The organism is Micromonospora sp. LOL_014, assembly GCF_048060245.1.
GTDB lineage: Bacteria > Actinomycetota > Actinomycetes > Mycobacteriales > Micromonosporaceae > Micromonospora_E.
Window position 1 is genome coordinate 1 of record NZ_JBHMIP010000006.1, and the last position, 24,460, is coordinate 24,460.

A 24,460-nucleotide genomic window follows, 5' to 3' on the forward strand; every position below is an offset into this window, starting at 1 on the left:
GCGCCGATGGTACTGCACTCGTGAGGGTGTGGGAGAGTAGGTCACCGCCGGACATCTTTACTTGTGGGCCACCCGTACGGGTGGCCCACAAGTGTTTTCCAGGGGAAATCCCTCGGAAGACCGCCCTGTGCAACGACCCCGTGCCGACCGTGCAGTACACCGTCGACCGGACGTCAGTCCCGCTGCTGAAGGTCCATCCGCAGGTCCGCGAGCAGCGCGGCCGACTCGGCGACGGTACGCCCCGGGAACAGCGCCACCGCGATGCTCCCGTGGTCCGCCCAACCGCATACCGGCATCTCCTGGTCACCGGTAGGCGTGCTGCCGCACTTCATCACCCCGCCGTACGTCCCGGGCGGCACCTGGTAAACGCCGGTCACCGAACCCTCCTCGTCACCGACGATCTTCAGCAGCGCGTCCAGGTCGTGCTCGGGTGACCAGAGCAGAGCGGTGCCACCGAAGACCAGAACGCTGCGGTCCGCCGCCGACGGGTCCCGGTAGACGGCAGCCGTGCTGTGGTCCAGGTCGATTCCGGCGGCGAAGGCGCTGTGCAGGTAGTCGGCCGTACTCCTGGCCTGTTCTCCGTCGTCGCGGACCAGCCCGGCCGCCTTGTCCGGGGCGCTCAGGCTGGCATCCTTCTGCGCGACGATGCGCAAGCCGGTCGAACCGAGCAGACCGACGCCCAGCACACCGATCGTGGCAAGTGAGCCGATGACGACGACGCGCCGGCCGCGCCCGACCCGGGCACCTCGGCCGCGGCTCTCTCCGTCGCCCGGCGTCGGCTGGGCGTCCGGGGTAACGTCGACCGGTTCCTGGTGAGCCGACCGTCGTCCGCCGAGTATGTCGTCGACCATGCCCGACACCGTACGTCACCGAGTCCGCCGAGCGGTGGGTGCCGCCCGTCGGCCCCGTCAAAGCGGCCCGAGACAGCTGGCCTGCCGCGGTCGGGCCTGCGTGAATTCGGGTGCGGGGGCTCCGTAAACTCGATGGGTGACCGAGACTCCGCAACCCCAACACGACGCAGCCCCTATGTTGCCGGCCCAGTACGCTCCGGGTGAGGTCGAACAGCGGCGGTACGAGTGGTGGGTAGCCGAAGGTTACTTCCGGGCCGACGCGGGTACCGGGAAGCCGCCCTTCACCATCGTGGTGCCGCCGCCGAACGTCACGGGGTCGCTGCACGTCGGGCACGCACTCGACCACTCGATCCAGGACACGCTGATCCGACGCAAGCGGATGCAGGGCTTCGAGGCGCTCTGGTTGCCCGGCATGGACCATGCCGGGATCGCCACCCAGAACGTCGTGGAGCGACAACTCGCCGCCGAAGGGCTGTCCCGGCACGACCTTGGCCGGGAACAGTTCATCGACCGGGTCTGGCAGTGGAAAACGGAGTCGGGCGGCACCATCCTCGGGCAGATGCGCCGTCTCGGTGACTCGGTCGACTGGGACCGGGAACGTTTCACGATGGACGAGGGCCTGTCCCGGGCGGTGCAGACCATCTTCAAGCGTCTCTACGACGACGAGCTGATCTATCGCGCCGAGCGCATCATCAACTGGTGCCCGCGGTGCCGGACCGCCCTGTCCGACATCGAGGTGGAACACAGCGACGACGACGGCGAGCTGGTCTCCATCCGGTACGGCGAGGGCGACGCGTCAATCGTGGTGGCCACCACCCGGGTCGAGACGATGCTGGGCGACACCGCAGTCGCGGTGCACCCGGACGACGACCGCTACCGGCATCTCGTCGGCACCGAGGTCGAGCTGCCGTTGACCGGTCGGCGGATCCCGATCGTCGCGGACGCGCACGTCGATCCGACGTTCGGCACGGGCGCGGTGAAGGTGACCCCGGCGCACGACCCCAACGACTTCGAGATCGGCCAACGGCACGGGCTGCCGAGTCTGACCATCCTCGACGAGCGGGCGGTAGTCACGGCCGCCGGACCGTTCGAAGGACTCGACCGGTTCGAGGCGCGGCCGGCGATCGTCGCGGCGTTGCGGGCCGAAGGTCGGGTGGTGGCCGAGAAGCGGCCGTACGTGCACGCGGTCGGTCACTGTTCGCGGTGCCGGACCACGGTCGAACCGCGGCTGTCGTTGCAGTGGTTCGTCCGGACCGGCCCGTTGGCGAAGGCCGCCGGGGACGCGGTGCGTGACGGTCGGACCCGGGTTGAGCCGCCAGAGCTGGCCGCACGCTACTTCGCCTGGGTCGACAACATGCACGACTGGTGCATCTCCCGGCAGCTGTGGTGGGGGCACCGAATTCCGGTCTGGTACGGCCCGGCCGGCGAGGTCGTCTGCGTCGGCCCCGACGAGCAGCCGCCGGCCGGTGCCGGCTGGCGGCAGGACGAGGACGTCCTCGACACCTGGTTCTCCAGCGCGCTGTGGCCGTTCTCCACGCTCGGCTGGCCGGACCAGACCGACGACCTGCGGACCTTCTACCCGACCAGCGTGTTGGTGACCGGTTACGACATCCTGTTCTTCTGGGTGGCCCGGATGATGATGTTCGGGCTGTACGCGATGGACGGCCGGCCGCCGTTCGACGTGGTGGCCCTGCACGGCATGGTCCGCGACCAGTTCGGCAAGAAGATGTCGAAGTCGTTCGGCAACGTCGTCGACCCGTTGGACTGGATCGACCGGTTCGGTGCCGACGCGACCCGCTTCACCCTGGTCCGCGGTGCCAACCCGGGTGCCGACGTGCCGGTCAGCGAGGAGTGGTGCCAGGGCTCGCGCAACTTCTGCAACAAACTGTGGAACGCGACCCGGTTCGCGCTGCTCAACGGCGCGCACCTGACCGGTGACCTGCCCGACCCGGCGGATCTGGGCATGACCGACCGGTGGATCATGTCGCGGCTGCAGGAGGTGACGGCCCAGGTCGACCAGCAGTTCGAGGCGTTCGAGCTGGCCAAGGCGTGTGACACGCTCTACCACTTCGCCTGGGACGACGTCTGCGACTGGTATCTGGAGCTGAGCAAGCCGGTGCTGGGCGCTGGCGGGGAGGCCGCCGACCGGACCCGCCGGGTGCTCGGCCACGTGCTCGACCAGCTGCTGCGGCTGCTCCACCCGGTTACTCCGTTCGTCACCGACGAGTTGTGGTCGGCGCTGGCCGGGTCGGGCCAGCCGGCGGCCGGCAGCCTGATGGTGGCTTCCTGGCCGGTCGCCGATCCAGCGTGGCACGATCCGGCGGCGGAGGCGGAGCTGGCCGTGGTGCAGCGGGTGGTCACCGAGGTCCGCCGGTTCCGGTCGGACCAGGGGCTGCGGCCGACCCAACGGGTCAGCGCCCGGCTGACCGGTCTGGCCGATGCAGGCGTCGGCGGGCACGAGCCGCTGATCCGGTCGCTGACCCGGCTGGACGAGCCGGCCGTTGAGTTCTCGGCTACCGCGAAGCTTGCCGTGACCGCACAGGTCGGTGTCGAGTTCGACACCCGCGGTTCGATCGACGTGGCGGCTGAACGCGCCCGGTTGACCAAGGACCGGGCGGCGGCCGAGCGGGAAGCCGAGCAGTGCCGGGCCAAGCTGGGCAACAGCGCGTTCGTCGACAAGGCACCGCCCCTGGTGGTGGACAAGATCCGTACTCGGTTGGCAGTGGCCGAGGCGGAGCTGGCCCGCATCGCCGGAGCGCTCGCCGCGCTGCCGGCTGCTGACGGTGGGCAGTCGTGACGGTACGGCGACCCGGAGCCACCGGCGGCGCGAAGCAGCGGCCGGGTGGCGAGTTTGCGCGGGTCGAGCAGGAGCTCGCCGACCGGGGCTTCACCCGGATGGTGTTTGACCTGGACCGGATCGGCCAGCTGCTGGACCTGCTGGGCAGCCCGCAGCGGGCGTACCCGTCGATTCACCTGACCGGGACCAACGGCAAAACCTCGACCGCGCGGATGATCGACTCGCTGCTGCGGGCCTTCGGGCTGCACACCGGCCGCTACACCAGCCCGCATCTGGAGACGGTGCGGGAGCGGACCAGCCTGGACGGTGAACCGGTCAGCGAGGAGCGGTTCGCCGCCGTGTACCGGGAGGTCGCGCCGTTGGCCGAGCTGGTCGACAAGCAGGCGGCGGAGCCGTTGACGTACTTCGACATGACGACCGCGTTGGCGTTCGCGACGTTCGCCGACGCCCCGGTCGACGTGGCGGTGGTGGAGGTCGGGCTGGGTGGCGCCGAGGACGCCACCAACGTGTTGTCCGCCGGTGTCTGCGTGATCACTCCGATTGGTCTGGATCACACCGAGTGGCTGGGCGACACCCTCACCGACATCGCCTGGGCCAAGGCCGGCATCGTGCACGCCGGGTCGACGGTGGTCACCGCGGTGCAGCCGGAGGAGGCGGCCGGGCCGATCCTGGACCGGTGCGCCGAGGTGGGGGCCACCATCGCTCGGGAGGGCGGCGAGTTCGGTGTGGTCCACCGCGCGGTCGCGGTCGGCGGGCAGATGCTCACGTTGCAGGGGCTCGGCGGCCGCTACGACGAGGTGTTCCTGCCGCTGCACGGGGCGCATCAGGCGCAGAACGCGGCGTTGGCGCTGGCAGCGGTGGAGGCGTTCCTCGGTGCCGGACCGGGTCGGACGTTGGACGCTGAGCCGGTCCGGCAGGGCTTCGCCGGGGTGACGTCACCGGGCCGGCTGGAGCGGGTACGCAGCGCGCCGACGATCCTGCTCGACGGCGCCCACAACCCGCACGGAATGGCGGCCACGGTCACTGCGGTGCAGGAGGAGTTCGCGTTCCGGCGGCTCGTGGTGGTACTCGCCGTGCTGGCCGACAAGGACGCCGAGGCGCTGCTGGATCTGCTGGAGCCGGTGGCGGACGCACTGGTGGTGACCGGCAACACGTCGCCGCGGGCGATGCCGGTCGGTCAGTTGGCCGGTCTCGCGGTCGAGGCGTTCGGCGTGGACCGGGTACGGGTGACCCAGCAGATGCCGGACGCGATCGAGGCGGCGGTGGAGCTGGCCGAGGCTGACCTCGACGGGGAGCTCAGCGGGGTGGGGGTCCTGATCACCGGATCGGTGGTGACGGTGGCCGACGCACGCCGGCTGCTGACCCGGTGACCGGCGACCCGACGACCGACGACCCGGCCGGACCGCCGCCGCGTCGGTCCGGGTTGCGCAACCCGCCGGCCGCCGTGCGCGGGCTCGGCGCGGCGACCCTCGGCCTGGAAGCGTTGGTGCTGGTGCTCGCGATCCAGCCGATCCGGATGCTGGGCGACGGTTCCGGCCCGGCGGCGATGGTGGCCAGCGCCGTCCTCGCCGTCGGCGCAGTGCTGCTCGCCGGCCTGTTGCGGCGCGGCTGGGCCTGGTACGCCGGCACGGTGCTGCAAGGGCTGGTCCTGCTCGCCGGCCTGCTGCACTGGTCACTGCTGGTGGTGGGGGTGCTGTTCGGCGTCGTCTGGGCGTACGTGTGGCACGTCCGGCGGGTCATTCTCAGCTGACCACAACTGGCGCCGGGGTCACTGCGGTGCGTCGGTGTCGGACGTCGGCTGGTCACGGTCACGCCACTCGATGATGGCGATACCGTGGCCGTCCGGGTCGCGGAAAGCAGCCGCCCACAGCTCCAGCCGGGCACCACGGTTGACCGCCCGGGGCGCGTAGGTGAACCGCACCCCTTTGGCCTTGAGTTCGTCGTGCATCCGTTGCAGGCCGTCGACTTCGAGGTTGAGGTGCATGAGCCGACGGTTGACCGGGGCGACCTCGGGCACCGACCGCAGCACCAGGCGGGTCTGCCCGGAGGCGAGCACCGCGTTGCCGTCCCCGCCGTCGATCTCGAAGAAGCCGAGCATGTCGCGGTAGAACCCGACCGACCGGTCGAGGTCCGCGACGAGCAGGGTCAGTCCGACGCCGTGGATCGGCCCGTGGTCGTCGCCCGGTTCGCCGGCCAGGGTGTTGGGGCCGGTCACCGGGCCGGCGGCGGCCAGGTCGGCGAGCGGGCCGTCCGGGTCGGTCACCGACCCGCGGTCGGGGTCGTCTGCGTCCTGGTCGGGCTGGTCGGCCAGCGCCGTCCCGGTGACGGTCGGCGACTCGGCGCGGGCCTCGGCGGCGGCCCGGCCCCGGTCCGCTCCGGCGGCGACCGTGCCGGCCTCCGACTCGGCGGGTGGGGAGTACGGCCGTGGCCGGGCACTGCGCGGCAGCGGCACCGGCTGCGGGTCCACCACGGTGCCGTCCACCACCTTGTGGCCCCCCGGTGACTGGCTCATCACGACGGGGTCGTCGACCTTGCCGGGGGCGTCGACCCGGCCCGGAACCGCCGGCTCGGACTGTTCGATGTCGGGGTCGAACCCCGGGGTGGTGAAGTCCGGCCGGGGATTTTCCGCCGGGTCGCGTCGACGCTGACGCGGGTCGACGGCCGGACCGGCAGGCTCGGCCGGATCGTCGCGCAGCCCCGCGCCGAGATCGGCGGTCTGGGCGGTGTCCGGGTCGAGGAACAGGCCGTCGGAGCGTCGCCGCGCCCACGGCGGCTCCTCATCCACGTCGAGCAGGTCGTCGTCGAGAGTGCTGAAGTCGGGCTCGTCGAACTCCGGCGGCAGGTCGGCCCGCTCTGCGGCGGCTTCGGCGTGGGTCAGCACGTCGTCCCAGATGATCCGTACGTGGCGTTGGTCGTCGATGGCGACCATGATCGGCAGCGTGGCGCCAGGGTCGGGCCACTTCGCCACCGGCACCCGGGGGTCGCGGACCTTGACCGACCGGGGCGGTACGCCCGGCGCGTCCACCAGAATCTGCAGTTCGCAGCGGCCGTAGGTGGAGGAGGCCGGTGGCTCGGAAACGCTGCGGACGTGAGCGATGCCGGCCACCCAGGCGCGCTCAGCGCCGGGAAACGCGGTGATCAGCACCAGGCTGACCGCGAGCACCAGCAGCGCCACGCCCAGCGCGGCGATCGCCCAGCTGGTCATGCCGGCGCCGAAGAGGATGATGAACGTGGCGAAAGTGCCCAGCACCGTCGCGATGAGCTTGCGGGCGGTGGAAACCGATCGATGGCCGTTCGCCACAGTAGACCTCCCTGCGTCAAGGCCAGGCTAGGCCGGGCCCGGCGAGGATGGAAGAGCCGCGACCGGTGGCGTCGGTAGCCGCCGGTCCTCGTCCGTCCCCTGGCCCTCCATCATGACGCGCGGGGCGGCGTGCACCCACTAGGCTGGCAGCGCCAGTCCGTACCGGATCGCTCCGCAGGGGAGCGGTGCCGGTCCGTCGATAAGGAGCCAGCGTGTCCAGCCCCACCGATGTCGAACGTACCCTCGTGTTGATCAAGCCGGACGCGGTCCGGCGCGGCTTGGTCGGCGAGATCCTCGGCCGGTTCGAGCGTAAAGGACTGCACCTGGTCACCCTGCAGTCGCGCCGGATGGACGAGGAGCTGGCCGGCGCGCACTACGCCGACCATGTGGACAAGCCGTTCTACCCGCCGCTGAAGGAGTTTATGACCAGCGGGCCGCTGGTCGCCCTGGTGCTCGCCGGTGACCAGGCGATCGAGGTGGTGCGTGCGCTGATCGGCACCACCGACGGGCGCAAGGCGGCAGCCGGCACCATTCGCGGTGACCTGGCGCTGTCCAACCGGGAGAATTTGGTGCACGCCTCGGACTCCCCGGAGAGCGCGGCCCGCGAGATCAAGCTCTGGTTCCCCGACCTGGGCTGATCCCGGTCGATCAGCCGCGGGTTATCGGCCGGTTCGTGTGCTGGTCACCTGATCCGGTGGATCTCGCCACATTCCATCGATAGACCTCTTGGGAACGCCGTACTTCCCAGGAGGATTTCGATGAACCCGTTCGACCGCCGTACCCTGCTGCGGGCCGGACTGGCCGGCGGTGCCGGGCTCGCCGGCGGCGCGCTGCTCGGTGGAGCCGGTGCGGCCGCTGGCGCGGACCTCGCGTCCGGCCGGCCCGCGGCACCAGCCTGGCACCCCACCGGCCGGCCGGTGCTCACCCACGGAGTGCAGAGCGGCGTGGTCGGCCCCGGCGAGGCCGTCGTCTGGACCCGCGCCGACCGGGTCGGCCGGCTGATCGTCGAGGTCGGCCGCCGGCCCGACCTGCGCGACGCCCGACGGGTACGCGGCCCGGTGCTCGACGACCGGGGCGACTTCACCGGCAAGGTGCGGCTGCGTGGCCTGCCCGCCGGCGAGCGGCTGCACTACCGGGTGCGGGTGGAGAGCCTGCACCGTCCCGGCCTGGTCAGTGAACCGTTGACCGGTTCGCTGCGCACCGCACCCCGCGCCGGTGGCCACCACGGACACCGAGGCCGGCCGGTCGGCGGAACCGGCGGGCGGGTCGACGACGTGCGATTCGTCTGGACCGGGGACATCGCCGGTCAGGGATGGGGGATCAGCGACGACTTCGGCGGGATGCGGATCTTCGAGGCGATGCGGCGTGGCCGGCCGGACTTCTTCCTGTGCAGCGGCGACACGGTGTACGCCGACAACCCGCTCGCTGAGACGGTGACGCTGCCGGACGGGCGGGTGTGGCGCAACCTGGTGACCCCGGAGAAGTCCAAGGTCGCCGAGACGCTCCCCGAGTTCCGTGGTCAGTTCGCCTACAACCTGCTCGACGCGCACCTGCGGGCGTTCGCCGCCGAGGTGCCGCAACTCAACCAGTGGGACGACCACGAGGTAACCAACAACTGGTATCCCGGCGAGATCCTTACCGACCCGCGTTACACCGAGACCCGGGTCGACGTGCTGGCAGCGCGGTCTTGGCAGGCGTTTCACGAGTGGCTGCCGACCCCGGACGACGGACCGCTGTACCGGGTGGTCCGCTACGGGCCGCTGCTGGACGTGTTCGTCCTCGACATGCGCACCTACAAGGACCCCAACGACGGCAACACGTACGCCGACCCGCATCGTGGCCTGCTCGGCACCCAGCAACGGCAGTGGCTGATCCGCGAGCTGACCCGGTCGACGGCCACCTGGAAGGTGATCGCCAGCGACCTGCCGATCGGCCTGATCGTGCCGGACGGTGGCGGGGCCCAGGAAGGGGTCGCCCAGGGCGACGGTGGCGCGCCGGCCGGGCGGGAGCTGGAGTTCGCCGAGATTCTCGACGCGGCGCACCGGTCCGGCGTCACCGGTATTGTCTTCCTCACCGCCGACGTGCACTACACCGCCGCCCATCACTACGATCCGGCACGGGCGGCGGTGGCCGACTTCACCCCGTTCTGGGAGTTCGTCTCCGGCCCGGCGCACGCCGGGGCGTTCGGCCCGAACACCCTCGACGGTACGTTCGGCCCGGAAGCGGTGTTCGTCAACGCCCCGCTGCGGGCCAACACCTCACCGGCCGAGGGCTTCCAGCACTACGGCGAGGTGTTCGTCGACGGCGGGTCCCGGGCGTTCACCGTGCATCTGCGCGACCGGGACGGACGTTCGCTCTGGTCGACCACCCTGCCGGCCCCGTCCGCCCGCTGATCCCGGAAGTGGCGGGCGGACGGAAACCGGCTCGACGGGTGGGATACGCTCGGAACCGAAGGTAACCCAAAGGCGACGACCCGGCCATCACCGGTGAGCCTCCGGAAGAACCGGCCACCACTGCCAGGCAGTGGCGGCCCCAGTAGAACCGGACGGGTCCGGCCCGTCACAGCCGGCCGACGAGCGGGCGGTCGCGCACCTCGGCGACCGCCAAGCGAGGTGGTACCGCGGCCCACCGTGGCGACGTCCGGCAGCAGCCGGCGACCGCCCGGCGGGTTCGTCCTCGCAGACCACGAGACAGTGAGCTGTGCGAGGAGAGGGCACCACCATGGCGTACCCGATGACCGACCCCGCCGCCACCGGCGTGCCGGCCAGTCCGGACCTGCCCGAGGTGGAGCGCCGCGTCCTGGACTACTGGACCGCGGACAAGACCTTCGAAGCCAGCGTCGACCAGCGCGACCCGGGTCCGGACGGCGCCAACGAGTACGTCTTCTACGACGGCCCGCCGTTCGCCAACGGCCTGCCGCACTACGGCCACCTGTTCACCGGCTACGTCAAGGACGTGGTACCGCGCTACCAGACGATGCGCGGCCGGCGGGTCGAGCGCCGCTTCGGCTGGGACTGCCACGGGCTGCCCGCCGAGGTCGAAGCCGAACGTCAGCTCGGCATCTCCACCAAGGCGGAGATCGTCGAGCTGGGCATGGAACGCTTCAACGATGTCTGCCGCAGCTCGGTGCTGACCTACACCCAGGACTGGGAGCGCTACGTCACCCGGCAGGCCCGGTGGGTCGACTTCGTCAACGACTACAAGACGCTCGACCTGGACTACATGGAGAGCGTCATGTGGGCCTTCAAGGCCCTGTACGACAAGGGGCTGGTCTACGAGGGCTTCCGGGTGCTGGCCTACTGCTGGCGGTGCGAAACGCCGCTGAGCAACACCGAAACCCGGATGGACGACGTCTACCGGGACCGGCAGGACCCGACCGTCACCGTCTGGTTCGAGCTGGCGCCCGCGCAGCCCGGTGGCGAGACGGAACGGATCGGGGTGTGGACCACCACGCCGTGGACGCTGCCGTCGAACCTGGCCCTCGCCGTCGGCCCGGACATCGAGTACGCGGTACTGCGGCGCGACGGGCAGCGGTACCTGCTCGGGGCGGCCCGCCTCGAGGCGTACGCCAAGGAACTGGACGGGTTCGAGCGGGTCGGCACGGTCCGCGGCGCCGACCTGGTCGGACGCCGCTACACCCCGCTGTTCGACTACCTGGTCGACCGGGCCGGCCCGAACGCCTACCAGGTCCTCGGCGCCGACTTCGTCACCACCGAGGACGGCACCGGGGTGGTGCACCTGGCCCCGGCGTTCGGTGAGGACGACCAGAACACCTGCAACGCCGCCGGCATCCCGACGATCGTCACCGTGGACGACCACACCCGGTTCACTGCTCTGGTCCCGCCGCACGCGGGGGAGCAGGTGTTCGACACCAACAAGCCGATCATCCGTGAGCTGCGCGACCGGGGTCTGCTGCTGCGCCACGACACTTACACCCACTCGTACCCGCACTGCTGGCGCTGTGACACGCCGCTGGTCTACAAGGCGGTGTCGTCGTGGTTCGTGGCCGTGTCCACCTTCCGGGACCGGATGGTGGAGCTGAACCAGCAGATCTCCTGGACGCCGACGCACGTCAAGGACGGCTCGTTCGGCAAGTGGCTGGCCGGAGCGCGGGACTGGTCGATCAGCCGGAACCGGTTCTGGGGCTCGCCGATCCCGGTGTGGCGCTCGGACGACCCGGCCTATCCGCGGGTCGATGTCTACGGCTCGCTCGACGAGTTGGAACGCGACTTCGGCGTACGCCCGGCCGACCTGCACCGGCCCGGTATCGACGAGCTGACCCGGCCCAACCCGGACGACCCGACCGGACGGTCCACGATGCGCCGGGTGCCGGAGGTGCTCGACTGCTGGTTCGAGTCCGGGTCGATGCCGTTCGCCCAGGTGCACTACCCGTTCGAGAACCGGGAGTGGTTCGAGCACCACTACCCGGGCGACTTCATCGTCGAGTACATCGGGCAGACCCGGGGCTGGTTCTACACCATGCACGTGCTGGCCACCGCGTTGTTCGACCGGCCGGCGTTCCGCAACTGCGTCAGCCACGGCATCCTGCTCGGCGCCGATGGGCGCAAGATGAGCAAGAGCCTGCGCAACTACCCGGACGTGTACGAGGTGTTCGACACCTACGGCTCGGACGCGATGCGCTGGATGCTGATGGCCTCGCCGGTGCTGCGCGGCGGCGACATGGCGGTGGTGGAGAGCGGCGTCCGCGACGCCGTCCGGCAGGTGCTGTTGCCGCTGTGGAACGTCTGGTACTTCTTCGCGTTGTACGCCAACGCGGAGGGCTACACCGCGACCCGGCGTACCGACAGCACCCACCTGCTCGACCGGTACGTGCTGGCCAAGACCGGTGAACTGGTCGACGAGGCCACCCGGCAGATGGACGGCTACGACATCTCCGGTGCCTGCGCCAGTGTGCGCACCTACCTCGACGCGTTGACCAACTGGTACGTCCGCCGGTCCCGGGACCGGTTCTGGTCCGGTGACACCGACGCGTTCGACACGCTCTACACGGTGCTGGAGACGCTCACCCGGGTGGTGGCGCCACTGGCGCCGTTGACCAGCGAGGAGATCTGGCGCGGGCTGACCGGTGAACGGTCGGTGCACCTGACCGACTGGCCGGCCGCCGGCGAGTTCCCCGCCGACCACGACCTGGTCGCGTCGATGGACGCGGTCCGCGAGGTCTGCTCGGCCGGGCTGTCGCTGCGCAAGGCCCGCAATCTGCGGGTCCGGCTGCCGCTGCCAGGGCTGACCGTGGCCAGCGCCGCCGCGCCGCAACTGCGGCCGTTCGCCGACCTGGTCGCCGACGAGGTCAACGTCAAGTCGGTGGAGTTCACCGACGCGGTCGCCGACCACTGCCAGCAGGTGCTGACCGTGGTGCCGCGGGTGCTCGGCCCCCGGGTCGGTGGCCAGGTGCAGGCGGTGATCCGGGCGGTGAAGTCCGGTGACTGGGCGCTGGGCGACGACGGCGCGCCGGTCGCCGCCGGGGTCCGGCTGGCCGAGGGGGAGTACGAGCTGAAGCTGGTCGCCGCCGACCCGGAGCATTCCGCACCGTTGCCGGCCGGGCAGGGGGTGGTGGTGCTGGACACCACCGTCACGCCGGAGCTGGCCGCCGAAGGGCTGGCCCGGGACCTGGTCCGGGTGATCCAGCAGGCCCGGCGGGAGGCGGATCTGCGGATCACCGACCGGGTCCGGGTCACGGTGGTCGCCGGGGCCGAGGTGGCAGCGGCGGTACGGGCGTACCAGGACTTCGTCGCCGGTGAGGTGCTCGCCGACGAGGTGACGTTCGTTCCGTCCGGTGCGTCGGCCGTCGGTCCGGCAGGTGGATTCGCCGGTGAGGTAGGCGACGGTGAGCCGGTGTCGGTGCGGGTGCAGCGGGTCTGACCGGTCCGGGCGGGATCCCGTCCGTTACCGTGTCTGTCCGACCCACCCATGCCTGTCCCGTCGCCGGAGGATCCGTGCCGCCGCTGTATTCGATCGGCAAAGTCACTGTCGGACCAGCGTTGCTGCTGGGCTGGCGGCCCAAGGTGGAAGGGCGGGAGAACGTCCCCACCACCGGCGGAGTGATCCTGGCCGCGAACCACCTGTCCGTCGCCGACGAGTACTTCCTCGGCGCGGTGCTGCCCCGGCACGTGGCGTTCTGGGCCAAGGCCGAGTACTTCGACGGCACCGGATTCCGTGGGCTGCTGACCAAGGGCCTGGTGACCGGGCTCGGCGCGATCCGGGTGGAACGCGGCGGCGGGCGGGCGGCGCTGAGCGCCTTCGACGGCGCGATCCCGCTGCTGCGGGCCGGCCGGCAGGTGGCCGTCTTCCCGGAGGGCACCCGATCGCCGGACGGGCGGCTGTACCGGGGCCGGACCGGGGTGGCCCGGCTGGCGCTGGCCGCCGGGGTGCCGGTCGTCCCGGTCGGGTTCGTCGGCACCGCGCAGGTCCAGCCGATCGGGTCGCTCTGGCCGAAGCTGAGCCGGGGCGCGGTCACGGTCCGGTTCGGCAAGCCGCTCGACTTCACCGGACGCGGCGATGACCGCTCCGAGATGCGCCGGATCACCGACGAGGTGATGAGCGAGATTCAGCAGCTCACCGGCCAGGAGTACGTGCCCCGGTACGCGCCACCGCGTACCGCCGGTGGGGCCAGGACCGGCGACGGCCAGCCGGGCAGCGGCAACGGCGACGCCGCCGGCTGAGCCGCTCCCGGGTCACTCCCGGCTGATCACCTGGGCGCGTAGTTGCCCGGTCAACGTCGCGCTCTCCTCGACCGACCGGCGGGTGAACAGCGCGGTGCCGAGGCTGCCGTGGTCGGCCCAGGCGCAGACCACCACGTCGTCGCCGTCGGAGACGCCGGTTCCACAGCTCAGGTGGGTGCCCCGGGCGCCGGTCTCGAACGTCTCGACGGCATCCATCTGGTACGCGTCGCTGATCCGGCCGACCTCGCTGTCCAGGTCGCTGCCTGGCGTCATCCGGAAGCCGGTGATGCCGTACAGCACCACGAGCTTGCCGTTGCCGTCCCGGTAGACCCCGGCGAAGGTGTCCTCGGCCAGCAGATGGGCGGTGCGCATCTCACCTTCCAACCGGGTGACCGTCTCCTGGCTGGAACCGTCGTCGCTGAGTCGCAGGTCGGCGACCTGCCCGGGGAGCGCGGCGTTCGCCGGGTACTGGTCCCACAGTGGCTTGCCGTAGTAGGCCGGGCAGCCACAGCAGCAGGCGACGGTGAGCAGGGTGAACAGCGTCGTCTTCCAGGGCCAGCGTCGTCGGCGTTGTTGTCGGCGCTGCCGACGGGCCGCCTTCCCGGTCGGCGCCGGCGGCCCGGTGACTGGCGGTCGGGTCACCGGGAGCCGGCTCGGGTTCGGTGGGTGCGGGCCGGCGACCGGTGGTGGTGGGTGCGGGCCGGCGACCGGTGGTGGCGGCGGGTCCGGGGGCGAGGAGGGCGCGGGTGGGGACACCGGCGGGGGGAAGGCCATCGGTTCCGGTGTCGGCGCCCCGGCACCGGGCCATTCGTCGGGTGGACCGGTCGACTGACCTGCCGGCCAGGGGTCGGCGGCGGCCCACGGGTCGACCGGGGTGCGGGTCGCCGGATCGTCCTCGGCGAACCCGTCGGGTGGTAGCTGCAGGGTGGGGTCACGGGGTGGTGGTTGCTCCGTCCGGGGGGCGTCCCGCTGCCACCAGCGCTGGTGCGGCCGCGGTGGCGGCACCGCTGCCGAGCCCCGCCACGGGGCCGGTGACGTGGCCGGGTCGGACCCGCCCGCCCCGGCCGGCTGGTCCGTGATCGGACCTTCATCCGGTTGCGGCTGCCGCATCGCAGATGCATCTCCTCTCGGACCCGTTCGAGGTTAGTACCGTGCGGCCAGCACGCCCGCTCCGCCCGCGTACTCTGGGTGGTTGATCCGGTGTCCGATGCGGTTTGGAGGAGGTTTGATGGGTGTCCCGGCAGGCGCTGCCCCGACGGCGACCGTGGGTGGCCCGACGGCCAGGTCGGTCTGGCCCCGGTTGGAGCCGCTGCTGCCTCAGGTCAGCAAGCCGATCCAGTATGTCGGCGGCGAGCTCGGCGCGGTGGCCAAGGACTGGGACGCCGCGGCGGTGCGTTGGGCGCTGATGTACCCGGACGCCTACGAGGTCGGCCTGCCGAACCAGGGCGTGCAGATCCTGTACGAGGTACTCAACGAGCAGCCCGATGTGCTGGCCGAACGGACCTACGCGGTGTGGCCGGACCTGGAACGGCTGATGCGGGCGCACGGGGTGCCGCAGTTCACCGTCGACGCGCACCGGCCGGTCGGCGACTTCGACGTTTTCGGTGTCTCGTTCGCCACCGAGCTGGGCTACACGAACCTGCTGACCGCGATCGACCTGGCCGGGATCCCGCTGTCCGCCGCCGACCGGGACGACTCACACCCGGTGGTGCTGGCCGGTGGGCACGCCGCGTTCAACCCGGAGCCGATCGCCGACTTCATCGACGCGGCGGTGCTCGGCGACGGCGAGGAGGCCGTCCTGGAAATCACCGGCATTGTCCGGCAGTGGAAGGCCGAAGGGTCGCCGGGCGGGCGCGATGAGCTGCTGCTGCGGCTGGCCCGTACGGAGAGCATCTACGTGCCGCGCTTCTACGACGTGGACTACCTGCCGGACGGCCGGATTCAGCGGGTGGTGCCGAACCGGGCGGATGTGCCGTTCCGGGTGCACAAGCGCACCACCATGGACCTGGACGCCTGGCCGTACCCGAAGAAGCCGATCGTGCCGCTGGCCGAGACGGTCCACGAACGCTACGCGGTGGAGATCTTCCGCGGCTGTACGCGCGGTTGCCGGTTCTGCCAGGCTGGCATGATCACCCGTCCGGTGCGGGAACGGTCCATCACCACGGTCGGGCAGATGGTCGCCGACGGCCTGGAGTACTCCGGTTTCCACGAGGTCGGTCTGTTGTCGCTGTCCTCGGCCGACCACTCGGAGATCGGCGACATGTGCTCCGGCCTGGCCGAGCAGTACGCGGGCACCAACGTGTCGCTGTCGTTGCCGTCGACACGGGTCGATGCGTTCAACATCGAGCTCGCGCAGGAGCTGTCCCGCAACGGTCGGCGTACCGGGCTGACCTTCGCCCCGGAGGGCGGCTCGGAACGGATCCGCCGGGTGATCAACAAGATGGTCTCGGAGGAGGACCTGATCCGCACGGTGGTGACCGCGTACACCAACGGCTGGCGTCAGGTGAAGCTCTACTTCATGTGCGGGCTGCCCACCGAGACCGACGAAGACGTGTTGCAGATCGCCCGGCTCGCCCACGAGGTGATCAAGGCGGGCCGGGCGGCGACCGGCTCCAAGGACATCCGTTGCACCGTGTCGATCGGTGGGTTCGTGCCCAAACCGCACACCCCGTTCCAGTGGGCGTCGATGCAGCGCCCGGAGGTAATCGACAACCGGCTGCGGCTGCTCAAACAGGCGATCAACGCCGACCGGTCACTTGGCCGGGCAATCGGCTACCGCTACCACGATGGTGAGCCGTCGCTGATCGAAGGGCTGCTGTCGCGCGGTGACCGGCGGGTCGGCGCGGTGATCCGCCGGGTCTGGGAGTCCGGTGGCCGGTTCGACGGCTGGAGCGAGCACTTCTCGTACCAGCGGTGGGTCGACGCGGCCGCTGACACGCTGCCAGCGTACGGGATCGACCTGGACTGGTTCACGGTCCGCGACCGGGACGCCACCGAGGTGCTGCCCTGGGATCACCTGGACTCCGGGCTGGACAAGGACTGGCTCTGGCAAGACTGGCAGGACGCGTTGGGCGAGTACGAGCAGGATGACTGCCGGTGGACGCCCTGTTTCGACTGCGGTGTCTGTCCGTCAATGGATACTGAGATCCAGATCGGTCCGACTGGGCAGAAGCTGCTGCCGCTGACGCCGGTCAACACCGGCCTGCGGACCCCGACAGCGGGCTGACTGGCGCGCCGCACCCATCCGGGTGAAGATGACGACGTTCCCTACCCCTTCCGAGGAGCATCACGATCAGCAGGAAGCCACAACCGGCAGGCGGCCAGGCACCGGTCGTGCAACGGATCCGGATCCGGTACGCCAAGCGCGGCCCGCTGCGGTTCACCTCGCACCGCGACTTCGCCCGGGCGTTTGAACGGGCATTGCGTCGGGGCGGTGTCCCGGTCGCCTTCTCTCAGGGATTCACCCCGCACCCCAAGATCTCCTACGCGAGCGCGGCCCCGACCGGTGTCGCCAGCGAGGCCGAGTACTTGGAGATCGGTCTGCAGCAGCAGGTCGATCCCGACCGGCTGCGGGTGGCGCTCGACGCCGCGCTGTCGTCCGGTCTCGACGTGCTGGAGGCGGTCGAGGCGACCGGCGGCAGCCTGGCCGACCGGATCGACGCGTCGCGGTGGCGGATCGAGCTGCCCGAGGTCGATCCGGAGTCGGCCGGCCGGGCGGTGGCGACGTTCGCCGCCGCCGAGGAGGTGCTGGTGGAGCGGTTGACCAAGCAGGGCCGACGGACCTTCGACGCCCGTGCCGCAGTGGTGCGGATTCTGGTCGTCGACCGGTCCGACAACACCGACGGACCAGGTGCCGGTCCGGGCAGCGGCCTACCTTCCGAGGTCAGCTCGGTGCCGTGTGCGATACTCGACCTAGTCGTCCGGCAGGTCACCCCGTCGGTACGACCCGATGACGTCCTCTCCGGCCTGCGCGTCATGGCCGACCTGGAGCCGCCGGTGCCGCCCCGAGTGACCCGGCTAGCGCAGGGAACACTGACCGCGCAGGGGGAGATCGTCGATCCGTTGGAGGCGGATCGAGCTGGGCAGCCATCGGTGAACGCCAGCCGTGTTCCGGCCGGCGCTCAGTAAGCCAGACTTCGGCGGTCTGCCTCCGGGTCTTTCGCCCCACCGGGCCGGAAGCTCAGCGGCGCGTCCGCCGGATCACTTTTTGCGGCAACCCTGCGTGGCAGCGCTCACCCGCGCCCGGGGCGGCCAGAACTGGAGAACGTCCAATGCTCGAAAACGAGCCCGAGGGCGGGGACCGGACCGGTACCGAACCGGCCGGCGCCACCGCTGATGTGACCCGATCCACGACCGCCCGTACGACGCGGCGGCGGACCAGCAAGGCCGCAGCGGCGGCCGCCGAGCCGGCGGCGGAGGCCACCGGCGGCGATACGGCCGCGACCGGCGGTTCGGCCGATCCGGCACCAGCCACCGGTGAACCGGCTGCGGTGTCGCGGACCCGCCGTCGCCGTTCGACGGCAGCGGACACCACCGGCGCGGATACCACCGGTACGGGTGGCCCGGCCGACAACGCCGGCCCGCCGGCCGACTCCGCTGCGGAGCCGGCCGAGCCGGCCGAGCCGGCCGTCAAGAAGACCACTCGGACCCGGCGGAAGAAGGCGGCCGAGCCGGCCGTCGTGGTGCCGGCCGAGGAGAGTGAACCCGCCCCGGGAGCAGCCGCTGCCCAACTGGCCACATCGCCGCCGGCCGGTCCCGCGACGCCGGTAGCCGAGCCGCTGGCCACCGCCGCCTCCGACGCGGAACCGGGTGCCGCCGTGGACCAGCCCGGCTCGGCGACCGACGGCGCGGCTGCGGCGCCGGACGCCGCGCCGCCTTCCCGCCGCCGCAGAGCGGCAGCCGGCCCACCGGTCGTACTGTTCATGGCGCCCGATCCGAAAAGCCCGCCGGTCGCCACCGACGCCGGCCAGCCGGCGGCAGCGGAGGCCGCTGTCCGGGCCGTCGACGGTGCTGAGGCGGCCGGCGAGGACGAGCCGGTGCGGCGCCGACGGCGGGGCCGGCGTAGCGCCGACGGCGAGCCGACGGCCGAGGCCGTCACCGAAGCAGCCGAGGCGCCGCAGGAGCAGCCCGCTGCGGCGACCACCGACACCGACGCGGACGACGATGACGACGACACGCCTGCCGGCCGGCGCCGCCGGCGCCGTGGCCGCCGGGGCCGGGGCCGCGGCAAGGGCGGCGCGGAGGAGGACGACGCCGACACCGGCGACGAGACCGAGGCGCCCGCTGACGCGGGATCGGCCGACGACGCCGACGCCGACGCCGACGGCGACTCCACGACCCGTCGGCGGCGTCGGCGCCGCCGACGTGGCTCCGGCGACGCCGAGTCCGGCGCCGAGGACGGTGTGCCGACCGTCGTCAAGATCCGTGAACCGCGCAAGACCGTTGACGAGGTGCAGGGCGTCACTGGGTCGACCCGCTTGGAAGCCAAGCGGCAGCGCCGTCGGGACGGTCGTGAGCAGCGGCGGACCCGTCCGCCTATCCTCAGTGAATCGGAGTTCCTGGCCCGGCGGGAGGCCGTCGACCGGGACATGGTGGTGCGCCAGCGCGGTGACCGGACCCAGATCGCCGTGCTGGAGGACGGCGTCCTGGTCGAGCATTACGTCACCCGGGCCTCGTCGGGCACCATGGCCGGCAACGTCTACCTCGGCAAGGTGCAGAACGTGCTGCCGAGCATGGAGGCCGCCTTCGTTGACGTGGGGCGTGGCCGCAACGCGGTGCTGTACGCCGGTGAGGTCAACTGGGACGCCACCGGCCTGGAAGGTCGGTCCCGGTCCATCGAGCAGGCGCTGCGTTCCGGTGACTCGGTGCTGGTGCAGGTCACCAAGGACCCGATCGGGCACAAGGGCGCTCGGCTCACCAGTCACGTCGCGCTCTCCGGCCGGCATCTGGTGTACGTGCCGAACGGCAACGCCTCCGGGATCAGCCGCAAACTGCCGGACACCGAACGCAAGCGGCTCCGGGACATCCTCAAAAAGTTGGTGCCCGACGGCGCCGGGGTCATCGTGCGGACCGCGGCCGAAGGCGCCAGCGAGGACGAGCTGTCCCGCGACGTCAAGCGACTGCAGGCACAGTGGGAGGACATCCAGGCAAAGGCGGGTTCCGGTGGCGCACCGACGCTGCTCTACGAGGAGCCGGACCTGGTCATCAGGGTGGTCCGGGACCTGTTCAACGAAGACTTCCGCGAACTGGTCGTGCAGGGTGACACCGCGTACGAGATGGTGGAGTCCTACCTCGCGCACGTCTCGCCGGACCTGCTGGCTCGGCTGCGCCGGCACGCTGCGGTGGCGGACGTGTTCGCCGAGCGGCGCATCGACGAGCAGATCCTCAAGGGCCTGGACCGCAAGGTGTTCCTGCCGTCCGGTGGTCACCTGGTGATTGACCGGACCGAGGCGATGACCGTCATCGACGTGAACACCGGCAAGTACACCGGCGCCGGCGGAAACCTGGAGGAGACGGTCACCCGTAACAACCTGGAGGCAGCCGAGGAGATCGTCCGCCAGCTACGGCTGCGCGACATCGGCGGCATCGTGGTGATCGACTTCATCGACATGGTGTTGGAGTCGAACCGGGAACTGGTGCTGCGTCGGCTGACCGAGTGCCTGGGCCGGGACCGCACCAAGCACCAGGTCACCGAGATCACGTCGCTGGGTCTGGTGCAGATGACCCGTAAGCGGATTGGTGCCGGGTTGCTGGAGGCGTTCAGCGAGACCTGTGACTGCTGCAAGGGCCGCGGGCTGATCATTCACACCGAGCCGGTGCCGGAGAAGCCGCGTTCGTCGGGCGGGACCGGGGCCGGGGACCGGGCGAAGGCGGTCGCCGCAGCTCCGGCCAGCGGTGGCGGTACGGGTGGTGCGACGGCCGGCGGCGGTCGCCGCCGGGGCCGCAAGGCCAATCAACCGGCGGACGACACCTCCCCGGCGCCTGACGTCACGGGTACCCCTGAGGTAACGGCTGTGACCGGGGCGGACCAGCCGGATGAGCCGGCCGACGTGGTGGTCGTCGGCGTCGCCGAGGCTGCGGCCGAGGCCGAGGCTGCCCCGATCACCACCGGCGTGATCAAAGTTCCCGTCGCGGCAGCGCAACCGCTGGTCGATCCGACCGCGGAGGACGAGGACGAGACGATGGGCTACGACCTGTCCCGCTACGAGGTGGATCCGGTGGTCGAGAACGGCAACGGCGCGGCACCGGTCCGCCTGGCCGGGGCGGACGATCCCGACCTCGCCGATGACGACGATGACCAGGACGCGTCCGCGGCCGACCACGCCGCCGGCGGTCGGCGGCGGGTCCGTCGCAGCGGGGGCACCCGCCGCCGGACCCATCCCTGACCGGGGTCGATTTGAGGGTTGCCACCGGCATGGCGTACCCTTGCCGGTGGCGCACCCGGTGCGCCAGGTTCCCGCGTGCCCGTGACTGCTCAGTCCGAGACCGCCGCGTCCGTTCCCTACGGCGTAGCCGACGGTCCACCGAGCTGCCACGAACACCATCCGCCAGCGACAAACGACAGGAGTCCGCGTCCGATGTACGCGATCGTCAAGACCGGCGGCAAGCAGTACAAGGTCGCCGAGGGCGACGTGATCGAGGTCGAGAAGATCACCGGCGCCCCCGGTGACGCGGTGACGCTTCCCGCGGTGCTCCTCGTCGATGGCGACGACCTGGTGACCGACGCGACCAAGCTTGCCCAGGTCGCTGTGACCGGCGAGATCGCCGCGCAGACCAAGGGTCCGAAGATTCGGATCCACAAGTTCAAGAACAAGACCGGCTACCACAAGCGCCAGGGTCACCGTCAGCCGCTGACCCAGGTCAAGGTGACCGGCATCTCGAACGGGAAGTAGGCACCAGCCATGGCTCACAAAAAGGGCGCGTCCAGCTCGCGGAACGGCCGTGACTCCGAGGCCAAGCGTCTCGGTGTGAAGCGGTTCGGTGGTCAGGTCGTCAGTGCCGGCGAGATCCTGATCCGTCAGCGCGGCACCAAGTTCCACCCGGGTGACCTGGTTGGCCGGGGCGGCGACGACACGCTGTTCGCGCTGGCCACCGGCTCGGTGCAGTTCGGCACCAAGCGCGGTCGCAAGACGGTAAACATCGTGCCGCCGGCGCAGTAGCATCTGCCGTACAGCGCCGCCGCCGGCAGGCGCCCTGGCGTTGCTGGCTGACGCTTGTCGAGCAACCTGACGAGCGGGCTGCGGACCAGAGGTCCCAGCCCGCTCTGTCGTGTCCGCCGGTCCCTCCGGCGGCAGTGGAGAGGATAGGGCCGTGACGACCTTCGTCGACCGGGTTGTACTGCATGTGCTGGCGGGCAACGGTGGGCACGGCTGCGTCTCGATCCACCGCGAGAAGTTCAAGCCGTTCGGTGGACCGGACGGCGGCAACGGCGGGCATGGCGGCAGCGTCACCCTGGTCGTCGACCCGCAGGTGCACACCCTGCTCGATTTCCACTTCCGGCCGCACGCCAAGGCGGAGAACGGCAAGGGCGGTGCGGGCGGCAACCGGGACGGTGCCAAAGGTGCCGATCTGGTGCTCAAGGTGCCGAACGGGACGAGTGTGCAGGGTCTCGACGGCGAAGTGCTGGCCGATCTGGTCGGCGCCGGCACCAGCCTGGAGATCGCCCGGGGTGGCCGGGGCGGCCGGGGCAACGCCGCGTTGGCCAGCGCCCGGCGCAAGGCCCCTGGCTTCGCTGAGTTGGGCGAGCCGGGCGAGCAGCTTGACGTCGTACTGGAGCTCAAGAGCGTCGCCGACGTGGGTCTGGTCGGTTTTCCCTCGGCCGGCAAGTCGTCGCTGATCTCGGTGATCTCGGCGGCGCGGCCGAGGATCGCTGACTACCCGTTCACCACACTGGTGCCCAACCTCGGGGTGGTCCGGGCCGACGAGCACACCTTCACCGTCGCCGACGTACCCGGGCTCATTCCCGGTGCGGCCACCGGCAAGGGCCTCGGTCTGGAGTTCCTGCGGCACATCGAGCGGTGTGCCGTGCTGGCCCATGTGGTCGACACGGCGACTCTGGAACCTGGGCGGGACCCGCTGGCCGACATCGACGCGATCGAGGCGGAGCTGGCCGCGTACGGCGGTCTGGCGGACCGTCCACGGCTGGTGGTGCTGAACAAGATCGACGTACCGGACGGCAGGGCGATGGCCGAGCTGGTCCGAGACGACCTGACGGCGCGCGGGCTGCGGGCGTTCGAGGTCAGTACGGCGACCCGGGAAGGGCTGCGGGAGCTGACCTACGCACTGGCGGAACTGGTCGCCGCCGCTCGTGCGGCCGCCCCGGAGCTGGAGCCGACTCGGATCGTGCTGCGGCCGGCGGCCGTCGACGACGCCGGATTCACCGTCGAGCCGGCCGCCGACGGCGGGTACCGGGTCCGGGGATCCCGCCCGGAACGCTGGGTACGGCAGACCAACTTCGACAACGACGAGGCGGTCGGCTTCCTCGCCGATCGGCTGGCCCGGCTGGGCGTGGAGGACGCGTTGGCCAAGGCGGGCGCCGAGCCGGGTGCGTTGGTGCGAATTGGCTCGTGGGAGTTCGACTGGCAGCCGAGCCACTTCGCTGACGTCGAGTATGTGCCGAGCTCCCGTGGCACAGACGTCCGGCTGGAGGAGCAGTCGAGCCGGGCCAGCGCCGCGCAGCGGCTGGCGGACCGCACGGCCCGCCGGCAGCGGCCGGTCGAGGACGACCCGGACGTATCGAGGTAACTGACTGTTACCAAGTGGGTGGGTGGCAGGTGAACGTCGGGTTGTCGGAATCAGGCCTGATCCCGGCCAACTGGACGAAACCTTCGGGAAACGCGTCTTGTCTATTGTGACTGAGTGTTGATCGAGCGCCGTCTGCCTACCGACCCGGAGGTCGCCGCCCTGATCATGACCCAGCAGCGCGAGCTGGCTGAGGCGGAGCGTGCCGGCCGACCGGTCGACCCGGTCGGGTTCCCGGTGCACGACGACGCCCGGTATCTGGTGTGCGTGCTGGACGGGCGGGCGGTCGCCTGTGGTGCCGTCCAGGCGCTGGACGCGCAGACCGCCGAGATCAGACATGTGTACGTACGGCTGGCCTACCGGGGCCGGGGGATCGCACGGCACTTGCTGACCGCGCTGGAGGAGTCGGCGTACGCGGCCGGGCACACCGTCTTCCGACTGGAGACCGGCAGCTACCTGCCGGTGGCGCTGCACCTGTACGCGTCGGCAGGCTACGCCCGGATCCCGGTTTACGGCGAGTACGTCGGCAATCCGTACAGCGTCTGCTTTGAAAAGCGGATTCCGGTCGCTGCGGCCTGACCGTCCTGGCTCATGCTGCCCGGCGAAGCGGACGGGGTGGCCGATCCCGGGCGAATGGTGGACGATGTCGGGTCATGAGCGATTCGCCGGTTCTGGACAGCCCCGAGGCTATCGATGCTCATCTCGCTGCGGCGATTGAGCGGTGGGAGCGGGGTCGGCGCGGGGTGCGGTTCGTTCTCTGTGACGAGGAGGACCGCGTTCAGGTCCACTGTCCGGTCGACGACCTGCCGGCGCGGCTCGACCCGGACGACTGCGCCCAGGCGGTCGGGATCTTCGCCAACGCGCTCGCGGAGCGGGCGGGTGACGGCTCGATGCTGGTGGTGCTCACCCGGTCCGGTTCGAGCGCGGTCGGCGACCCGGACCGGCTCTGGTTCCACACCGCGTACCACGTGTGCGGGCAGGCCGGCGTGCGGCTGCTCGGCGTACACCTGGTGACGCCGACCGACCAGCGGCGCATCCTGCTCGACGACGCGCTGTAGTCCTGGCCCGACCCGCCTGCTGCAGCCGGTGT

The 24,460-nt window shown here is 71.1% G+C and carries 18 protein-coding genes; 15 read left to right on the forward strand and 3 right to left on the reverse strand.

The features are described 5' to 3' along the window. Positions 1-173: 173 nt before the first annotated feature. On the reverse strand, positions 174-851 hold the full coding sequence (locus tag ACFHW1_RS07015) for a hypothetical protein (protein WP_416615094.1): 678 nt from the start codon (positions 849-851) through the stop codon (positions 174-176). 175 nt (positions 852-1,026) lie between these two features. On the opposite strand from ACFHW1_RS07015, the gene ACFHW1_RS07020 reads away from it, so the two are divergent. The 3 genes from ACFHW1_RS07020 to ACFHW1_RS07030 all read left to right on the forward strand — a co-directional run bounded on the left by ACFHW1_RS07020 (position 1,027) and on the right by ACFHW1_RS07030 (position 5,398). Then, positions 1,027-3,648, forward strand: coding sequence for a valine--tRNA ligase (locus ACFHW1_RS07020; protein WP_416554555.1), 2,622 nt, complete (start codon positions 1,027-1,029; stop codon positions 3,646-3,648). A gap of 98 nt (positions 3,649-3,746) precedes the next feature. Then, entirely contained in the window at positions 3,747-5,018 is a 1,272-nt protein-coding gene (locus ACFHW1_RS07025) for a bifunctional folylpolyglutamate synthase/dihydrofolate synthase (protein WP_416568130.1), read from the forward strand. Beyond that, positions 5,015-5,398 (forward strand): DUF4233 domain-containing protein, encoded by a 384-nt coding sequence (locus ACFHW1_RS07030; RefSeq protein WP_416554323.1) that lies wholly within the window; start codon positions 5,015-5,017, stop codon positions 5,396-5,398. The genes ACFHW1_RS07025 and ACFHW1_RS07030 overlap by 4 nt, the downstream gene beginning before the upstream one ends. An 18-nt stretch (positions 5,399-5,416) precedes the next feature. On the opposite strand, the gene ACFHW1_RS07035 is transcribed toward ACFHW1_RS07030, so the two are convergent. Further along, entirely contained in the window at positions 5,417-6,949 is a 1,533-nt protein-coding gene (locus ACFHW1_RS07035) for a VOC family protein (RefSeq protein ID WP_416590536.1), read from the reverse strand. 212 nt (positions 6,950-7,161) lie between these two features. Here ACFHW1_RS07035 and ndk point away from each other — a divergent pair, with 212 nt between their 5' ends. From ndk to ACFHW1_RS07055, 4 genes are all read left to right on the forward strand, one after another. Next, entirely contained in the window at positions 7,162-7,587 is a 426-nt protein-coding gene (ndk, locus tag ACFHW1_RS07040) for a nucleoside-diphosphate kinase (protein WP_278170707.1), read from the forward strand. Positions 7,588-7,707: 120 nt separating this feature from the next. After that, on the forward strand, positions 7,708-9,342 hold the full coding sequence (locus ACFHW1_RS07045; RefSeq protein ID WP_416590537.1) for an alkaline phosphatase D family protein: 1,635 nt from the start codon (positions 7,708-7,710) through the stop codon (positions 9,340-9,342). 328 nt (positions 9,343-9,670) lie between these two features. Then, a complete protein-coding gene (ileS, locus tag ACFHW1_RS07050; protein WP_416554329.1) occupies positions 9,671-12,829 on the forward strand; it encodes an isoleucine--tRNA ligase in 3,159 nt (1,052 codons plus the stop codon). A gap of 74 nt (positions 12,830-12,903) precedes the next feature. After that, the gene (locus ACFHW1_RS07055) at positions 12,904-13,629 is read left to right on the forward strand and encodes a lysophospholipid acyltransferase family protein (RefSeq protein WP_416554331.1); all 726 of its coding nucleotides are present in this window, start codon (positions 12,904-12,906) and stop codon (positions 13,627-13,629) included. 12 nt (positions 13,630-13,641) lie between these two features. Here the strand turns inward: ACFHW1_RS07055 and ACFHW1_RS07060 are convergent, their stop codons facing one another. Then, positions 13,642-14,739, reverse strand: a complete 1,098-nt coding sequence (locus ACFHW1_RS07060) for a hypothetical protein (protein ID WP_416554333.1) — start codon at positions 14,737-14,739, stop codon at positions 13,642-13,644. Positions 14,740-14,857: 118 nt separating this feature from the next. Between ACFHW1_RS07060 and ACFHW1_RS07065 the strand changes: the two genes are divergently transcribed. From ACFHW1_RS07065 to ACFHW1_RS07100, 8 genes are all read left to right on the forward strand, one after another. Beyond that, positions 14,858-16,855 carry a TIGR03960 family B12-binding radical SAM protein gene (locus ACFHW1_RS07065; protein WP_416554335.1) on the forward strand — a complete coding sequence of 666 codons (1,998 nt, stop codon included), beginning with the start codon at positions 14,858-14,860 and terminating at the stop codon, positions 16,853-16,855. Between the two features lie 146 nt (positions 16,856-17,001). Continuing rightward, a complete protein-coding gene (locus ACFHW1_RS07070) occupies positions 17,002-17,757 on the forward strand; it encodes a TIGR03936 family radical SAM-associated protein (protein ID WP_416554559.1) in 756 nt (251 codons plus the stop codon). A 143-nt stretch (positions 17,758-17,900) separates the two neighbouring features. Then, complete coding sequence (locus ACFHW1_RS07075; protein ID WP_416615095.1) at positions 17,901-21,014, forward strand: Rne/Rng family ribonuclease; 3,114 nt, start codon at positions 17,901-17,903, stop codon at positions 21,012-21,014. Positions 21,015-21,206: 192 nt separating this feature from the next. Next, entirely contained in the window at positions 21,207-21,521 is a 315-nt protein-coding gene (gene rplU / locus ACFHW1_RS07080; RefSeq protein ID WP_123602998.1) for a 50S ribosomal protein L21, read from the forward strand. 9 nt (positions 21,522-21,530) lie between these two features. After that, entirely contained in the window at positions 21,531-21,788 is a 258-nt protein-coding gene (gene rpmA / locus ACFHW1_RS07085; RefSeq protein WP_416554339.1) for a 50S ribosomal protein L27, read from the forward strand. A 151-nt stretch (positions 21,789-21,939) separates the two neighbouring features. Next, positions 21,940-23,373, forward strand: coding sequence for a GTPase ObgE (gene obgE, locus ACFHW1_RS07090; protein ID WP_416615097.1), 1,434 nt, complete (start codon positions 21,940-21,942; stop codon positions 23,371-23,373). Between the two features lie 114 nt (positions 23,374-23,487). Continuing rightward, positions 23,488-23,949 carry a GNAT family N-acetyltransferase gene (locus tag ACFHW1_RS07095; protein ID WP_416615099.1) on the forward strand — a complete coding sequence of 154 codons (462 nt, stop codon included), beginning with the start codon at positions 23,488-23,490 and terminating at the stop codon, positions 23,947-23,949. 74 nt (positions 23,950-24,023) lie between these two features. Continuing rightward, on the forward strand, positions 24,024-24,428 hold the full coding sequence (locus ACFHW1_RS07100; protein ID WP_416554345.1) for a hypothetical protein: 405 nt from the start codon (positions 24,024-24,026) through the stop codon (positions 24,426-24,428). Positions 24,429-24,460: the final 32 nt, after the last annotated feature.